Below are 16912 nucleotides of genomic sequence, written 5' to 3' on the forward strand. Positions count from 1 at the left end.
ATGAAACTGGTCAGAACTCGCCAAAACACACTGATGTGGATCGTCGATGTGCTGCTGACCCTGCTGGCCTGGGGTGGGTTGATCTGGCTGCTGGCGCGAGGCATCAGCGCCATGCTTGAAACCCACGGCGGCCCACGCATCGAGGCGCCTATCTTTGCTGCGCTCAACACCTTGCAGGTTTACCTGTGGATCGCGCTGTTCAATGCGGTGATCCTGATCAGCTGGGCACGTTATCAGCAGCATCGCGGGCGCAAATTCGCCCAGCGCCGCGCCGAGGCCAATGCGCTGAGCGACCAGCACCTGAGTGAAAGTTTCAACTTGGGCGACGGCGACCTCGAACAACTGCGCCGCCCCGGCGTGCTGGTGATTCACAACGATGAAGAGGGCGGCGTCGAAGAAGTGAAGTCCCACGTCTCCCGCGACGTCGAACGCCCCGGCCTGACCCTGGTACCCGACAAAGACAAGGGCATTATGTAGGAGCGAGCTTGCTCGCGAAAAACGCCAGCGATAACGCGTGCTTTCTGAATAAACGCGGCGCCTGTGAGTTTTTCGCGAGCGAGCTCGCTCCTACAAAATGGCGCGAGTGCTCCCCACCTGATTCAACGCACGTGTCGCAATTCCGATAAATGGGATCCAATTCACAAAACCCCCGCGAACTTTTCCCCCTTCTCCGGTACTAACCTAACTCGGCGAACATCTGATGGCTAAGTAATGGCAGTCGGAAAGTCATTCGTCGAATCGCCATCAAAACAGTTGCCACTTGTCGGAATAATCACTGCAAGTGCCCGACTTAAACTCTTTTGATGAAAAATTATTATTAATAATCAAAAGGTTAGAAAACTAATCAGTCGAACGGCCCCACGTCGCCCGTTTCTAGGCGGGCTGGAAGTTCGATGTTAGTTTCGCGGCCCTTGATTTTCGATGGATCGAACATGTCTTCGTTATTGCCACGGACCCGGTTACTGCTCTGCACCCTCCTGCTCACCTGCATGGGCCTGAACAGTGCATCCGCCGCCCCCACGCCTGGCGATCAAGACTTGATCCGCGACCGGCAGAACCGCTTGCTTGAAGAGCAACAGCGGCGCCTCCAGGAGCTGCAGGACCTGCCCGGCAAAGCGGACAAGCCCCAAGCCCCGGCAACCCCGGCCGACACCCGTTGCTTCCCGATCAAAACCATCGAACTCAAAGGCGCCGACAGCCTGCCGGCGCCCGACCGCGAGCGCCTGCTCAAGCCCTACATCGGCCAGTGCCTGGGCGTGTCCCAGCTGAACGACCTGCTCAAAACCATCACCGACTACTACCTCGGCAAAGGCCGCGTCACCAGCCGTGCCTACCTGCCGCAGCAAGACCTCTCCACCGGCCATCTGCAAGTGCTGGTGGTGGAAGGCAAACTCGAAGCGTTGCGCAGCGCCGAAGGCAGCACGGTGACCGACCGCGAACTGGCCATGGCCTTTCCCGGCAAAGTCGGCGAAGCACTTAACCTGCGTGAAATCGAGCAACTGGTGGACCAGCTCAACCGCCTGCCGTCCAAACAGGCGCAGATGGAACTCACCCCCGGCAAGCAAATCGGCGGCAGCGACGTGGTGGTCAAGAACACCGCGCAAAAGCCCTGGCGCGCCAGCCTGTCGCGCAACAACGATGGGCAGAAAAGCACCGGCGAACAGCAATGGGGCGCTGGCCTTGAGTGGGACAGCCCACTGGGCCTGGGTGACCAACTGATGCTGCGCGGCGGCCACGACGCCATCAGCGACCACCAGAAAACCTCGAAAAACACCATGCTCTACTACAACCTGCCCTGGGGCTGGTGGAACTTCAGCTACACCTACAGCGAGAGCGACTACCGCACCTACGGCGTGACCGACGGCTTCAAATTCAAGCAGGACGGCGACAACCAGAACCACCAACTGCGCGCCGAGCGGGTGATCCATCGCGACGACGTGAGCAAGACCTCGGTCAACGTCGGCCTGGCGCACCTGCGTACCAACAACTACATCCTCGACACACGCACCGAGGCCAGCAGCAACCGCCTCAGCGAACTGCAACTGGGCGTCAACCACGGTCGGCGCATCGGCAGTGCCTTCGTCAACCTGGACCTGGGCATGCAAAGCGGCATCGGCCTGCTCGACGCCCAGTCTCAAGACGAGCGTGACCCGCTCGGTCGGCGTCAGCCCAATTCGCGCTACCGCAAATACACCGCCACCGTCAGCTACCTGCAACCGTTCAGCCTGTGGGGCGAGTCGTTCAGCTTCAGCAGTTTGGCCACCGGCCAACGCAGCGAAGACATTCTGTTTTCGCCCCAGCGCATGAGCCTCGGCGGCTCGGCGTCGGTGCGCGGTTTCAAGGACCAGTTGCTGACCGGCGACAGCGGCGGCTACTGGCGCAACGAAGTGCGCTGGGCACGCCCGGTGACCCTCGACTGGATGCGCCCGGCCTTCGCCGAATACGGCGCCAGCGTCGGTTATGACCAAGGCGTGATCCGCAACGACCGCTACAACGACAACGTTCATGGCCGGGTGTCCAGCAACTCCCTGGAGCTGTTCGCCCGTGGCAAACACGTCAGCACCAGCGTGACCTTTGCTCATTCGTTAGAAAGACCCGGTGTGGTGACCGAGCGCGAAGCGCCGATCTACTTCCGCATGGATTTTTTCCTGTAATTCAACGCCCCGCTGCATGAGAGCCTGACAATGGATGTTCGCCAATTCGCCTTCCTGGCCCGCCAACCTTCTGCCGCCCTGAAGCGCCGGGACGCGTTCTTCGGCCTGCCCAAGCGCGGGCTGGCGTTGATCCTTGCCAACGCACTGTTCTGGCAGCCGCTGCTGGCCCAGGCCGAGGGCATTGTGGTCAGTGCGCCGGGCACCACCGTGGGCGCGGCGGGCAATGGCGTGCCGGTGGTAAACATCGCTACCCCCAATGGCGCGGGCTTGTCCCATAACCAGTTCAAGGACTACAACGTCGGCCCCAACGGCGTGATCCTCAACAACGGCAACACCGCCATGGTCAACACCCAACTGGGCGGGATCATTGTCGGCAACCCCAACCTCAAGGGCGGCGCGGCGAACGTCATCCTCAACGAAGTCAACGGCGGCAGCCCCAGCCAGTTGCGCGGCTACACCGAAGTGGCGGGGCAGTCGGCCAAGGTCATTGTCGCCAACCCGTACGGCGTGACGTGCAGCGGTTGCGGCTTTATCAACACCCCCAACGTCACCCTCACCACCGGCAAACCGGTGCTCGACGCCAGCGGCCAATTGCAGCGCTATGAAGTGGATGGCGGCGCCGTGACCATCGACGGCGAAGGCTTGAACGCCAGCAACGTCGAACGTTTCGACATCATCACCCGCTCGGCCAAGATCAACGCACAAATCAACGCCCGCGAACTCAACGTGATCGCCGGGCGCAACGACGTCGATGCGCAAAGCCTGAAAACCACCGCCCGCGCCGATGACGGCAGCGCCAAGCCGGAGCTGGCGATCGACTCGTCGGCCCTGGGCGGCATGTATGCCGGCGCGATCAAACTGGTGGGCACCGAGGCAGGTGTGGGCGTGAAGCTCGACGGCACCCTGGCCGCCAGTGGCGGCGATATTCAGCTCGACGCCAACGGGCGCCTGAGCATGGCGCAGGCGGCGGCCACCGGTAACGTCAAGGTCACCGCGCAAAACGTCGACCTCACCGACAAGGTCTACGCCAACGGCAACGTGCAGGTCACCAGCGCCCAGGCCCTGGTCAACCGCAAAAGCATCGCCGCCGGCCAGCGCATCGACATCAACGCGGCCAGCGTGAACAACCCCGGCATCATCGAAGCCGGCGTCGCCGCCGATAACAGCCGCAACACCACCGGCGATCTGGTGGTAAACGCGCAAACCGTCACCACCAGCGGCAACCTGTTGGCCAGCCGCGCACTGGCGATTACCGCCGCGCAAGCGCTGACCAACCAGGGCGCGATCATCCAGGCCAAGACCGTCGAGGTCAGCAGCGCCAAACTCACCAACCAGGGCGCCAGCGCACGTCTGTTTGGCGAACAAACCCTGGCGATCAACTCGCCGGCCATCGTCAACCTCGGCGGCCTGATCCGCTTCGGCGAAGGCCAGGCCGCCACGCTCAACAGCGCCTCCCTGGACAACCGCCAGGGCCGTATCGAAATGGCCGGCGGCAGCCTGGTGCTCACCAGCGCCGACCTGAACAACAGCGGTGGGCAAGTCATCGCCAACGACCTGACCGTCAACGCCGGCAGCCTGAACAACCAGAACGGCGTGCTGGTGGCCAAGACCGCGACCGTCACTGCCAGCAACCTCGACAACAGCCTCAAGGGCCTGATCCAGGCCGACGGCGGCGCGCTCAACCTCGCCGTGTCCAACACCTTCAACAACAACCAGGGTTTCGCCCAGGCCAGCACCGATCTGAACGTTACGGCCGGCACCCTCAGCAGCAACGCAGGCGGCGTACTGAGCGCCGACACCGGCAAGCTCACCCTCACCGCCGCGCAACAGCTCAACAACGCCCAGGGCCGCTTGCAGGCCGGGCAGGGCGATATCGAACTGCACGCCGCCAACCTGGATAACCAGGGCGGCACCATCGTCGGCAAGCAACTGCTGCTCGACGTGGCCGGCGGCGATATCGACAACCGCGCCGGGCGCGTGTTGGGTGACCACCTCGACGTGCGCGCCTCGGGCCTCGACAACCGCAACGCCGGCCTGCTGGCCGGTGGCGCCCAGGGCGTAAGCCTGCTGCTCAAAGGCCCGGGCCAGTTGCTCAACGCCCAGGGCCGCATCCAGAGCGAGGGCCTGCTGCAACTGCAAGGCGAGCGCTTCGACAACAGCGCCGGCATCCTGCTGGGCCAGACCGTCGACGTCACCGCGCAGACCTTCACCAACAGCAACAAAGGCGCGCTGGTCAGCGATGGCGGTGATGTGGTGCTCAAGGTCAGCGACCTGCTCACCAACGTCGGCGGCCAGATCGACGCAGGCGAACGCAGCGTGCTGGTCAAGCAGCTCACCACCCTCAACAACGACGGCGGCACCCTGCGCGGCAAGCGCCTGGACATCGCCGCCCAGCACCTGAACAACGACAACGGCCAACTGCTGGCCGGCGCCGAAGGCCTGAGCTACAGCGGCCAGGATGTAAGCAACCGCAAAGGCCTGATCCTCAGCGGCGGCGCCCTCACCGAACTGAACACCACCCGCCTGGATAACCAGGGCGGCACCGTGCAGGGCGACAGCCTGAGCGTCACCGCCAACAGCGTCGACAACGCCAGCGGCGGCCTGATGGCAAGCCTGGTCGGCAACCTGCAACTGACCGTAGAAGCCCTGGCCAACCGTGGCGGCAAACTGTTCGGCAAAGAACAAGTGACCGTCAGCGGCGCCAGCCTCGACAACAGCGCGGGCGGCCAGATCAGCGGCAACCAGATCAACCTGACCTCACGTGGCACCCTCAGCAACCAGGGCGGCCTGATCGAAGCCAACCAGGGCCTGACCCTCACCGGCGGCAACCTGGACAACAGCGCCAGCGGGCAACTGCGTGCCCTGGGCGGCGCCAGCAGCAAACTCAACCTCAGCGGTGCGTTGAACAACCAGAACGGCACCCTCGAATTCGGCAGCCAGGCCTTCAGCCTCGACGCGGCCAGCTTCAACAACCAGAACGGGATGCTGCAACACGCCGGCACCGGCCTGTTCCACCTCAACACCGCCAGCCTCGCAGGCAGCCAGGGCAATATCCAGGGCATGGGCAGCGCCGACTGGGCATTCGGCAACGTCGATGGCCTGGGCCGCGTGCAACTCAACGACGTGCTCACCTACAAGAGCGACCAAGGGCTGGCCCTCAAGGCCGGTGACCGCATGGCCAGCGCCAAGGGCTTGATCCTCAACGTGGCCAGCCTGGACAACGGCGGCGAACTGCTCAGCGACGGTGACATCAGCATCACCACCGGCGATATCACCAACAGCGGCCGCGTCTCGGCCCTGCAAACACTTACCGTCGCCGCCAACAACCTCAGCCAGAACGGCGGCCGCCTGGCCGCAACCAATACGCGCCTGACCCTGGGCGGCACCCTGGACAACCTCGGGTTCCTCACCGCCCGCCAGCAACTGGACATCGCCGCCGCGCAAATCAACAACCGTGGCACCCTCGGTGCCCAGGGCGCAGTGAACCTCACCGCAGTCAACGGCATCACCAATGCCGCCGACACGCTGCTGTTCAGCGGCGGCGACATGACCTTGCGCAGCAATGGCTTCAGCAACAGCTATGGCGATGTCTACAGCAAAGGCAACCTGAGCTTCGCCGCCCGCGATGGCGGGCGTGCCGTGCTGTTCAGCAACCGCTCCGGCACCGTGGAAAGCGAAGGCTCGATCGCCATCAATGCGGGCTTTATCGAAAACGCCAAAGATGAATTCGAACTCGGGCAAACGCTGACCACCGGCAGCTTGAGTTGGATCTGTGGCCAGCACTGCGGCGAGAGCGACAACTGGGAACGCGGCGAGATCACCATCTACGAAACGTACCTCGAGGCGGCGACCAAGGACTCGGTAGCGGCGCGCCTGGTGGCGGGCAAAAACATGCTGCTGCAAGGCGACAACGTGCAGAACCGCTACAGCCTGATGGCCGCCAATGGCGACCTGAGCATCACTGCCGGTGACCTGCTCAACCAGGGCGCCGCCACGCGCACGGGCCAGCGCAAGCTTGTCATCGGCACGCCAGGTCACGTCTCCGACGATTTGTTTGAACGCATGCAATACGTCGACGTGCCCGCGTTCAATGCGGCCACGGCGGCCGGGAATTTTGATAAGGCGCGCTTCGAAGAACTCAAAAGCCGCTCACCCAACAGCCTGCCGTTCGCCTACGCAAGTGACGTCACCACCTGGACCAACAACAGCGGCCCCGGCTACGACGCCACCCTGCAAGCGGGCGGCACGGTCAACCTCAACGTCGCCCGCACCCTGCAAAACGGCACGCTGCACAACAACACCCTGGCCCAGTTGACCGGCACCCTCGGCGACGACCAGACCGGCATCCCCGTCGGCGGCATCAACATCAACCTGAGCAAACACGCCAACGACCCGAGCGCCCAGGCGCCCGGCAGCGTATTGCCCGTGGTAGGCGTGGCCCCTGGTGGCGGCTTCGTGCCCGTGGACTACACCGGCACCGCGTTTGCCCCGGTCGACCCCACCACCTCGCCCACCTTCCAACTTCCCAAGGGCGAGTACGGCCTGTTCGTCAAAAACGCCGACCCCGCCAGCCACTACCTGATCGAAACCAACCCCGAGTTCACTTCCGTATCGGGCTTCCTCAGCTCCGACTACCTGCTCGGCAAGCTCGGCTTCAACGCCGACAACGCCTGGCGCCGCCTCGGAGACGGTCAGTACGAAACCCGCCTGATCCGCGACGCCGTGCTCGCGCAAACCGGCCAGCGCTTCCTCGCCGGCGGCCTGTACAGCGACGCCGACCAGTTCCGCTACCTGATGGACAACGGCCTCGCCAGCAAAGACGCCCTGCGCCTGAGCCTGGGCGTGGCCCTCACCGACCAGCAAGTCGGCGCCCTGACCCACGACATCGTGTGGATGGAAAACCGCGTCATCGACGGCCAGACCGTGCTCGTACCGGTGCTGTACCTGGCCCAGGCCGACTCGCGCAACGTGCGCGGCAACAGCCTGATCCAGGGCCGCGACCTCAACCTGGTCACCGGCGGCGACCTGATCAACGTCGGCACCCTGCGCGCCAGCAACAACCTCTCCGCCATCAGCAGCGGCAGCATCTACACCGGCGGCCTGGTCGAAGCCGGCAACAACCTCAACCTGCTCGCCCAAGACAGCATCCGCAACGCCATGGCCGGCGAAATCCGCGGCAAACAAGTCAGCCTCACGGCGCTCAAAGGCGACATCACCAACGAGACCACCGCCATCCAGGTACGTGACGGCGCCGGCATGCGCACCCTCACCGACACCAGCGCCGGCACCATCGTCGCCCGCGAAAACCTCGCCATCGACGCCGGCCGCGACCTCACCAACCGAGGCGCTCTCACCGCTGGCAACGACGCCAACCTCACCGCCGGCCGCGACCTCAACCTCATCGCCGCCAGCGACACCCGCGTCAAACACGAAACCCGCGACGGCGGCGAGAAATCCAGCATCACCACCGACGTCAAAAACCTCGCCGCCAGCGTCACGGCGGGCGGCAACCTCAACATGCAGGCCGGGCAAGACGTCAACATCATTGGCAGCACCGCCACCGCCGGCAAAGACCTCAACATCGCCGCCGGCCGCGACCTCAACGTCGCCTCGGTCAGCGACATGCACAACGTCGAGGGCAAGGAAAAGGACGGCAAAAAACGCATCAAGACTTCGGACGACCAGACTACTCAAGTGGCAAGCGTGCTGACTGCGGGTGGGGATTTCGTCAGCCAGGCGGGGCGTGATACCACGATTGTGGCGAGCAGGATCAGTGCGGGGAATGAGGCTTATCTGTATAGCGGGGATAAGTTGAACCTGCTGGCGGCGCAGAACAGCACCTACAGCCTTTACGACATGAAGGAGAAGGGGGGCTGGGGCGCGAAGAAGACCAAGCGTGATGAGGTGACCCACGTCACGAATGTGGGGACTGAGATCAAGACTGGTGGTGATCTGTCGCTGGTCAGTGGCGGTGATCAGTTGTATCAGCGGGCCAAGCTTGAGAGCGGTAAGGACCTGGCCATCACCAGTGGCGGCGCGGTGACCTTCGAGGCGGTCAAAGACCTGCACCAGGAGAGCCACGAGAAGAGCAAGAGTGACCTGGCGTGGACCAGCGCGAAGGGCAAGGGGAATACCGACGAGACGTTGCGCCAAAGTGAGTTGAAGGCACAGGGTGAGTTGGCGATCAAGGCGGTTAACGGGCTGAAGATCGACATTAAACAGATTGATCAGAACACGGTTAGCCAGACGATTGATGTGATGGTCAAAGCAGACCCACAGTTGGCTTGGTTGAAAGAAGCCGAGAAGCGTGGGGATGTGGATTGGCGGCAAGTGCAGGAACTGCATGATTCGTTCAAGTACAGCCATTCCAGCTTAGGCCAAGGAGCCATGCTGGCGATCATCATCGTAGTGACAGTTTTGACGGCTGGGGCCGCAAGTAGCGTCGCGGGCGCTGCTGCGGGTGCCAGTGCCGGGTCTGGTACGGCAATGGCTGCGGCAGGCAGTTCGGCTATGGTCTCAGCTGGTACGGCGGTTGGGACCGCAGCAGCCGGTTGGGGCAACGTTATGGCAACTGCTGCGTTAACTTCAGTTGCCAGTGGAAGCACCGTCAGCTTCATCAATAACGGCGGAAACATCGGTGCAACTTTTCAAGACATTACGTCAAGCAAAGCCTTGAAGGGGTATGCAACTGGGGCGTTAGCTGCAGGTTTTACCGCTGGCGTGCTTGATCCTGCGTTTGGTGTAACTGGCGACAACGTCAATCACATTACAAAAGGGTTTGACCTCAGTTCCGCGTCTGACATCGGTAGGTTTGCCGTCTATTCGGGGGCACAAGGAGTTGCCCAAGCAAGTTTAAACACTGCTATTCAAGGCGGTAGTTTTGGAGACAATCTCGGTAGTTCCCTACGGTCGCAGTTGCAGAGCACGTTGCAAGCGGTCGCCTTTAACGCTGTAGGCGATTACTCGAAAGGCCAAAAATGGTCAGAATCAGGGCCTCAAAAAATCGCTCTGCATGCTTTGGTTGGCGGGCTTTTGAGTGAAGCTGGCGGCGGCAGTTTTGCTACGGGCGCTCTCGCTGCTGGAGCTAACGAAGCACTGGTAACCTCACTGGCGAAAGTGGTAGATGGCGATCCAGCGTTGTTGCTAGCCGCTTCGCAATTGGTCGGAATTGCGGCCGCTGGTGCGACTGACGGTGACGTGCAGAAAGGTGCTGAAATCGCGAAAAATGCCACGGCCTATAACTACCTAAATCACCATGAAGTTGATGATTTAGTTAAGGATTTGAAAGGGTGCCGTGGGGCAGCCAGCCCTTCATCCTGCCGTAGCGATGTGGCTACTAAGTACGCAGGAATCAGCGATAAGAAAACTGGCATTACGCTGCTGAAGTGTGATGATCCTACGAGTTGTAATGCGCAGCGCCTAGACGTGGAGGCGGGTAATGCAGCGCTGGATAAATATGATCAGAGCGGCGGGCTCAACAAAGCAGAACAGTCTATCGTTCGGGGCTTCCAAGATAAGAATCAGGACGACACGCGCCTCGCGGTGCAGCAAACTATGAAGGGTGATCATGCCGAAATGGTTGGCATGATGTTCGGCGGTGGGTTAGGAGGGGCAGGTAAGGTTGCTGGGCGAGTCGTTGAAGGAGCAGAGTTAGGAGCAGCCAAAGGCGCTGCGTCTAAGAATGCAAACGCAACAAGCATGTTTACGGATTCCGAAACCGCTGCACTGGCCGAGAGGAATGTTATAGAAGGGGCGGCTAAGGGCGCGGCTCCGAAAGTAGCCGCAGAGGGAAAGGTAGGTGGACAAACCTTCCAAGACGTCAATCAGACCTCTCGTCCGCTCAACGAGGCAGACCCGAAAATACCTTCGTTGATCACGGATAGGATTGCAGATAAAGCTGCTACGAATCCTGGCAAGCTTTATCCAAACGGAAATATGAAAGATGCCCACGCAGAAATAGGTGTGATTCAGCAAGCATATAGCTCTGGTAAAACTGCGGGGGCGGACATGTCCATGACGGTCGCAGGAAAAGATGTATGCGGTTTCTGCAAAGGTGACATTGCTGCTGCCGCAGAAAAAGCTGAGTTGAAATCGCTCACCGTGAAAGCTATAGATGATAAAACGGGACTTCCGAAAAACTATTACTGGGAGTCAGGCATGAAGTCCATTAAGGAGAAAAATAGATGATAATTGGAGGGTATACACTTAATCCTGAACACGGTAGATTGCAAATCCCTCTTGTTCGCCAACCGTCCCTGGAAGATGTGAAGTCCATTATAAGCAAGTATAGAAAATTTGACGGTGTCGCTTCGTTGTCTATTTCACCGACGCCTGAATATGGACCGTATGAAATCAATCTTTACGCTGATTCTGGAAATTATCTTTTGATGCTAAATCAATACCTTGAAGATGGTGAGCACGTCGTGCGTACTCTTAATAATACGTCGATGGGGACAAGTTCAGTTGAGATTTTGGGCGACTATTACCCGGCGAGTTTCATAACTAGAGATATAGGTGTCGTTACTTCTTGTTTTCAAGAGTTTTTGAATTTTGGTGATGTGAGTTCGTTCGTCTTGAGTGCATAGAAATAATAAAAATGTAATAAAAGAGTAAAAGGGGACAGTAAAAGGGGACAGATTTATTTTAATTCGAGATGGCGGTAAAGCCCTATTAAATAAATCTGTCCCCTTTTGTTCGTGCCGCCTGCTCTGCTTGTAAATTATGGAGCACTGTACGATAAGTACCGCCCAGCAATTGAGTCGGAGAAAAAGCGTGAAAATTAATAAATGGCTTTTAGTAGTATTATTGTCGGCCTTGGCTGGCTGCGCACCTTCCCATTCCAATTGGGAAAATGGAATGAATCTATGGGTAGGTACTCATTTCGATTCCCACCTTTACAAAGACTGCACTCGAGGATGTGGCGACTCATATTGGTCGCCTGTAAATAAAAATAAGACCTTTGATAAGGTTGTTGATGAAAACGGAGGCAGGCGGTATTACATAACTTGGATTAGGGATTGCCGATATTCGGTTTTTGTCGCTGCGGATCGGCTAATAAAGTCATGGAGATACGAAACTTCTAACGTAAAAGGATGTTATGTCGTTTAACTGCTGTTTTAAGGGTAAAGAAAAGAGAGAAAAGGGGGCGGATTTATTTAAATTAGAGTTTAAAGGTGCATTAAATAAATCAGTCCCCTTTTGTTGAGAAGAACGAATTAGTATGGTTTCCAATTTCGGTGAGCTGCAGAAAACCGTGAGTTTGATAGGCGCTAAGTTGGGAGCGCCTAAGTCTATGCTGTTGGTTAGAGAGAGCTCCCCCGAAGATGGTACTCCTCACGTGGAGTTTAAAAGTGAGGGTTTTGAATATGTCTCCTCAGAAAGAGGTTATGAGAAAGGGGACAGATTTATTTAAATTAGAGTTGAAAAGCATATTAAATAAATCTGTCCCCTTTTGTTATGTTCAGGGTTCGCCACTTACTGTGCCACTGCCTGATACACGGCATTTGGATGCGCATATGCCAGGAGGGTTTAGATATAATCCAGGCGGTCCAGGGTCGGCTCTCCCGGCATACCCTCCAAAAAAAGGAGCTGAATAATGCATTCCGTACCGCTAGAACATGAGAAGCAAAAGTTGATTTTCTACGTGGCTCAAGACTTAGATCAGTCTATTAGATCTAATGTGCAGCAGCTCGTGAATGAGCTCGCTGCGTCAAGAATATGGAGCATTGCCCCGCCAACCTTTATTGACGCGATAGACGAAGGGGGCGCGGAAGTGGTGGGTGGAATGTTGGAGATTTATTCAGCACTGCAACCGAATATACTGTCTGTTGATATGGATTCAAAAAATCTAGATGAAGTGGAAGAAATAGTCTGTGCCGTAAAAAAGTTATCGGAAAAGGAAGATATTTCCTTTGAGTTTCAGTTGGATACAACTTTTGTCGGCGCCATTGATGATGGTGTTGTTGATCGAGTCTTGTTGGAGGGACTGCTCGTGCCGTGGCGAAATCATATAAATGGAAAAAGTTGAGTCGGTGCCAGAGCGGAGATGAATAAAAAAGTGAGAAAAGGGAAAGGCTTATTTAGAATTAGAGTTGAAAAACGTATTAAATAAATATGTCCCATTTTTCACATTTTCACGGAGAGAAAACGTGAAAAAAATTAGCGTAATAATGGTAGTTGTATTTCTGATTGTGGGTTGCGCGCCGTCACGGTCTGCGTGGGTATCCAGTAAAGATGGATGGGTAGGTACCACCTTTTAATCTCACGAGAAAAGGGGACAGATTTATTTAATATTAGAGTTTAAAGGCGCATTAAATAAATCTGTCCCCTTTTGCAGTGATCCTCATGGTAAGCAGTACTTTAGCCCCGCGACTACTTTTGAAAAGAATTTTTCAGGTTATGTTGTTGTTCCAAAGGATGCTCTGAAATGAAATTAAGCATTAAGTTTCCCGAGAATTTGTTAACCCACAGCCTGCTCGAGCAAAGGCTGATTCCTTGCATTTGCAAAATTGCAACGGAGTTTGAAATTGAATTTTTGGACCCTTTGCCAGAAGCTGCAGGAACCGTTCTGGAGTGGGATCGTGCAGAACTTGAAAAAAGAGCGATAGGTGGGGTAGGTGGGCAATACTCTCACTATGCACACGGTCGGGTGTCGTTAAAAAAAGTTGATATTGATATCTACCAAATATTGGATCTTGAAATGTTTTATAGGCTTTTTGGATGGTGCAGCATCTTGGAAGATGGTAACTATGCGCCGCCGGGGCAGTTATGGGATGATGAATAAGTTGAAGAAAAGGGGACTGAAGAAAAGGGACAAGAAAAGAGGGCAGATTTATCTAGACTAGAGTTTAAAGGCTGTCTAGTCCTGAAGCAGGTGTAAACCTATTTCAGGACTAGACAGTCCCCTTTTTTCGTTGATTCGTGACAAAAATATTGGAAGGGATTAAGTCAGAAGCAGTAATCGTGGGTAGTGAAGTTAATAAATGGCTTACGAGGGACTGAAATGAGATATTACTTAATGCGACAAGATGTAACTGTCTGCGATAGGTGGGTGCTCGGAGATGTACATCATGTAGATAACTGGCATTTCAGTGATCCTCCAGTTAATTTTATGGAGCCAGGCACATATACCCTCGATGTAAGGTTCGACGGTAAAGAAGTTGATTATTCCCTCGCTGGATACGCCAGTATTCCTGTTTTAAGCGAGAGGGCAAAAAATTCGCTCGCCGGTTTGCCAGAGACAGACGAACTTTATCAGCATGTCGTTTTTGAGCCGGTGAAGATAAACAATAAAGTGGTTTGCCAGAGCTATTTTTTGATGATTATTGAAACGCAAATTGATTGCGTGGATGAAAAGCGCTCTCGCTATAAAAAGTTTGAGGTAGATGATCCTGTTAGGCCAGATATGGCCGGCAACTATCGTGCTTTCTACAATTTAGTAGTTGACCCGGGCAGGGTCGGATCAAGTCATATATTTAGACTTAAAAAATATTTGGGTGCGGTCATAGTAAGTGAAGAAGTGAAACGGCGATTTATGGCGGCTGGTGTTGTCGGCGTACTGTTTGATTCTGTTAATGGCGATCAAGAAACCGTTGCCTAGTTAGTCAGGTAGTTGTGAGGGCGGCGAATTTACTTAATTCGTGGTGGTAGTACAAAGGCTATTGAGTAAATCTGTCCCCTTTTGTTGAATTAAGGTGGTGGGCTAATGGCTGGGTTTAGAGAAAGTATATATTTGTCTTATTCGCAATTTTGCGTGTTTTTAAGCTCGCTTGATCAGCCGTATAATGATTGGAGTGATCGTAGTTATGCGCAAGGATTTGCGTGGAGGTTAGGAAGTGCCTCTTTTAGAGCTTTGATCGACGAAGGGGATCATATAATTAGCGTTTTCATTAACGAGCAAGTGCCCGCTATTAGCGCAGACGTGGTTCGGGCTCTTAAAGTTCCCTTCACGGTGAAAGATAGAAATGTTGAGCTTGGTAGTATTTCGAGTACGGTTCCTCTAGAACTGCCTGAAGGAGATTATTCTCTTCAGGTCGAATTTATAAGACCCTCCTCAAGTGGAGCGTATGAAATAAATGTCCATTTGAATTTAGGGGGCTGCGATTTTGAGGTGTTGAGAGCAGACGCCGAAATTGACGAGCAAGGTGAGTTTGATATCGATGCGGTTCCAGCAGGATAAAAATTCGGAGAAATGGGTAGAAAAGGGACAGATTTATTTAAATTAGAATTGAGAGCCTATTAAGTAATTCTGTCCCCTTTTGTTGTATTTAATTACATAGGGGGCGATTTGTGTCGGACAAACAAGTATATGAGCTAACGATTGATGATCTTGATAGCTATAGCGTTTGGTTTTTTCCGATGGACGAAACAGTGGAGGATGAGTCAACTGTACGCCCCCTCGCCGAACAGGAAACGTGCTCAGATTTTCAGATTATCGTTCTAACTGATTTTCTTGGTGAAAGTGGCGCTGTGTATCGCGGTTATTTATATTGGGACTCCAATGCCGCAATTGAATACGTAAAGCCTGTTATATTGTCTGATAAGGGAGACGCAGTAAGTTTTTGGAGCGGTATAGTCACTCCAACGTGGGAAAGTTCGGAGTTTGCCTGTTCGATTAGAACCGAGCTGCCTATTTCTTATGCCTCAGAATCGGTTTTCGGTCTTCCTTCCATTTGCGGAAAGCTGGAGGGACTTTATTATCTTTCGGATGATCAGGTTTGCTGCGTGAAATGACGAAAAAAGTGGACTGGTTTATTAAGTTGAATTGCTCACGCATAAAGGGGGCGACACTAAGGCCGCCCGATTTTCACTCAGGACGGATCGGCATTCAGCCTGCGACTGATGACATCCAGCAAGTCACACCCATCGCGCAGCGGAATGGCCAGCAAATGGGCGAAGTCTGAAAGCACGACGGCATCGCTGCTGAGTTGTTCGCGGAAGGCCAGGTTTTCCAGCAGTTGGGTGACGGCCCGAATGCGGTGCACGGCGGCGTCGTGAAGGACGTCGAGAGGTGCCTGGGTGTCGATGATCAGGGCTGGGACGGTGCAGTCGTGGCCGGTTAGGGGAATGTATCGATTCATCATTAAGCTCTCTGGATTATTGAGGGCTCGTTCTTCGGGTCGCCAAACCCGGTCGCTTTTTGAGCGACGGCCGGACTATAAGCCGCACCACCAAGCCCGCGCAAGGCATCAAAATGCCGCTGCTTCGGAGCGTGTACGCAGCTACTAACGTCTTGCCACCCATTGCCGACATACTGCTCACGAACAAACGCACTACGACTATGCAAATCTGAAAGCCTCACCCCAAACATTAAAGGACCAATGTGAAAAACCTCCTCCTCATTCTCCTCACCACCCTCATCCTCGGCGGCTGCGTCAGCCACCCCCTCACTCCCGAAAACCGCGCGCAGATCAAGACCGTCAAAGTCCTGCCCGTGAAGTGGGAAAAGAACATGGTGTACTTCGGCCGCGAACAGGCCTGGGGCGCGGCCCTGGGTGCCGGGGTTGGCGCGGGTGTTGGCATGGCCAGCGGGGCGTCCAAGGTGGGTACTGCGGCGTTGAGTGGTGCCGGGTTTGCCGGCGGCATGAAGCTTGGGCAGTTGGCCGAGATGCCGACGCCGGTGGCTATTCTGACGGTGATGGAGGCGGAAAAACTCGATGTTGGCGTGTTGCTCAAGCAGGGCTTTGTCGATGAGTTGGGTAAGACGTCGACGCTCAAGGTGGTCGGCGACGATGAGCCGGCTGATGCGCAGATTCAGCTGACCGTGTCCGAGTGGGGCTTTCGCCTGACCCAGGGTTTCAGCAGTGTGATTTATCCGACCCTTAACGTGTTAGCGCAGATGGATCGCGGCGATGAGATGATCTGGCGCACCTTTGAAGCGGTCACGCCGTTTAATGGTCAGAACGTTTATGGCTATACGCCGTTAACCTACCGCACGGACCCGGAAGCTTTGCGCCGGGCGTTGACCGGGATTACGCAGATTTCTGCGCAGTACCTGGTGAAGGAGCTCAAGTAGGGCTGTGCGAAGGCAGGCTGCTGTTGGTGGGCGGGCTTGGACTAATACCAGTCAGGGTTAAACGCAGTTCCCCTGTGGGAGCGGGCTTGCCCGCGAAGGCGGTGTGTCAGTCGCTGCATCTGTTGCTGCACTATCGCTTTCGCAGGCAAGCCAGCTCCCACATTTGATCTTTGTTGCTTTGAGTATTGCGGTCGGCAGTAGGGTAAGCCACCCACCTATGGCCGAAACAACTTGAGAACCGCTC

11 protein-coding genes are annotated in these 16912 nt (G+C 56.1%); 10 read left to right on the forward strand and 1 reads right to left on the reverse strand.

What is annotated here, in order from left to right; genetic code table 11:
- The 9 genes from pgaD to BT204_RS03650 all read left to right on the forward strand — a co-directional run bounded on the left by pgaD (position 1) and on the right by BT204_RS03650 (position 15386).
- The gene (gene pgaD / locus BT204_RS03600) at positions 1-477 is read left to right on the forward strand and encodes a poly-beta-1,6-N-acetyl-D-glucosamine biosynthesis protein PgaD (protein ID WP_034125431.1); all 477 of its coding nucleotides are present in this window, start codon (positions 1-3) and stop codon (positions 475-477) included.
- A 455-nt stretch (positions 478-932) separates the two neighbouring features.
- Complete coding sequence (locus tag BT204_RS03605) at positions 933-2654, forward strand: ShlB/FhaC/HecB family hemolysin secretion/activation protein (protein ID WP_072445729.1); 1722 nt, start codon at positions 933-935, stop codon at positions 2652-2654.
- Positions 2655-2684: 30 nt separating this feature from the next.
- Positions 2685-10841 (forward strand): two-partner secretion domain-containing protein, encoded by an 8157-nt coding sequence (locus BT204_RS03610; protein WP_083544048.1) that lies wholly within the window; start codon positions 2685-2687, stop codon positions 10839-10841.
- Complete coding sequence (locus BT204_RS27120) at positions 10838-11239, forward strand: DUF6911 family protein (protein WP_054896839.1); 402 nt, start codon at positions 10838-10840, stop codon at positions 11237-11239. Before BT204_RS03610 ends, BT204_RS27120 begins: the two co-directional genes overlap by 4 nt.
- 1010 nt (positions 11240-12249) lie before the next feature.
- The gene (locus tag BT204_RS03630) at positions 12250-12681 is read left to right on the forward strand and encodes a hypothetical protein (protein WP_054896837.1); all 432 of its coding nucleotides are present in this window, start codon (positions 12250-12252) and stop codon (positions 12679-12681) included.
- A gap of 399 nt (positions 12682-13080) precedes the next feature.
- Positions 13081-13437 carry a hypothetical protein gene (locus tag BT204_RS03635; protein WP_054896836.1) on the forward strand — a complete coding sequence of 119 codons (357 nt, stop codon included), beginning with the start codon at positions 13081-13083 and terminating at the stop codon, positions 13435-13437.
- A 234-nt stretch (positions 13438-13671) separates the two neighbouring features.
- Positions 13672-14253 carry an imm11 family protein gene (locus BT204_RS03640; protein ID WP_229999312.1) on the forward strand — a complete coding sequence of 194 codons (582 nt, stop codon included), beginning with the start codon at positions 13672-13674 and terminating at the stop codon, positions 14251-14253.
- 105 nt (positions 14254-14358) lie between these two features.
- On the forward strand, positions 14359-14832 hold the full coding sequence (gene comJ, locus BT204_RS03645) for a competence protein ComJ (RefSeq protein ID WP_072445731.1): 474 nt from the start codon (positions 14359-14361) through the stop codon (positions 14830-14832).
- A 110-nt stretch (positions 14833-14942) separates the two neighbouring features.
- Positions 14943-15386, forward strand: coding sequence for a hypothetical protein (locus BT204_RS03650; RefSeq protein WP_072445732.1), 444 nt, complete (start codon positions 14943-14945; stop codon positions 15384-15386).
- Between the two features lie 77 nt (positions 15387-15463).
- Here the strand turns inward: BT204_RS03650 and BT204_RS03655 are convergent, their stop codons facing one another.
- Positions 15464-15721, reverse strand: coding sequence for a hypothetical protein (locus BT204_RS03655; RefSeq protein WP_005783616.1), 258 nt, complete (start codon positions 15719-15721; stop codon positions 15464-15466).
- A gap of 254 nt (positions 15722-15975) precedes the next feature.
- Between BT204_RS03655 and BT204_RS03660 the strand changes: the two genes are divergently transcribed.
- Entirely contained in the window at positions 15976-16668 is a 693-nt protein-coding gene (locus BT204_RS03660; RefSeq protein ID WP_054920389.1) for a hypothetical protein, read from the forward strand.
- Positions 16669-16912 lie beyond the last annotated feature (244 nt).

Source organism: Pseudomonas sp. NFPP02 (genome assembly GCF_900119355.1).
GTDB lineage: Bacteria > Pseudomonadota > Gammaproteobacteria > Pseudomonadales > Pseudomonadaceae > Aquipseudomonas > Aquipseudomonas paracarnis.

Coding starts and splice junctions, on each gene's coding strand:
- BT204_RS03640 (WP_229999312.1), top strand. CDS start 13,672: ATGCGACAAGATGTAACTGTCTGCGATAGGTGGGTGCTCGGAGATGTA.
- comJ (WP_072445731.1), top strand. CDS start 14,359: ATGGCTGGGTTTAGAGAAAGTATATATTTGTCTTATTCGCAATTTTGC.
- BT204_RS03630 (WP_054896837.1), top strand. CDS start 12,250: ATGCATTCCGTACCGCTAGAACATGAGAAGCAAAAGTTGATTTTCTAC.
- BT204_RS03610 (WP_083544048.1), top strand. CDS start 2,685: ATGGATGTTCGCCAATTCGCCTTCCTGGCCCGCCAACCTTCTGCCGCC.
- pgaD (WP_034125431.1), top strand. CDS start 1: ATGAAACTGGTCAGAACTCGCCAAAACACACTGATGTGGATCGTCGAT.
- BT204_RS03635 (WP_054896836.1), top strand. CDS start 13,081: ATGAAATTAAGCATTAAGTTTCCCGAGAATTTGTTAACCCACAGCCTG.
- BT204_RS03605 (WP_072445729.1), top strand. CDS start 933: ATGTCTTCGTTATTGCCACGGACCCGGTTACTGCTCTGCACCCTCCTG.
- BT204_RS27120 (WP_054896839.1), top strand. CDS start 10,838: ATGATAATTGGAGGGTATACACTTAATCCTGAACACGGTAGATTGCAA.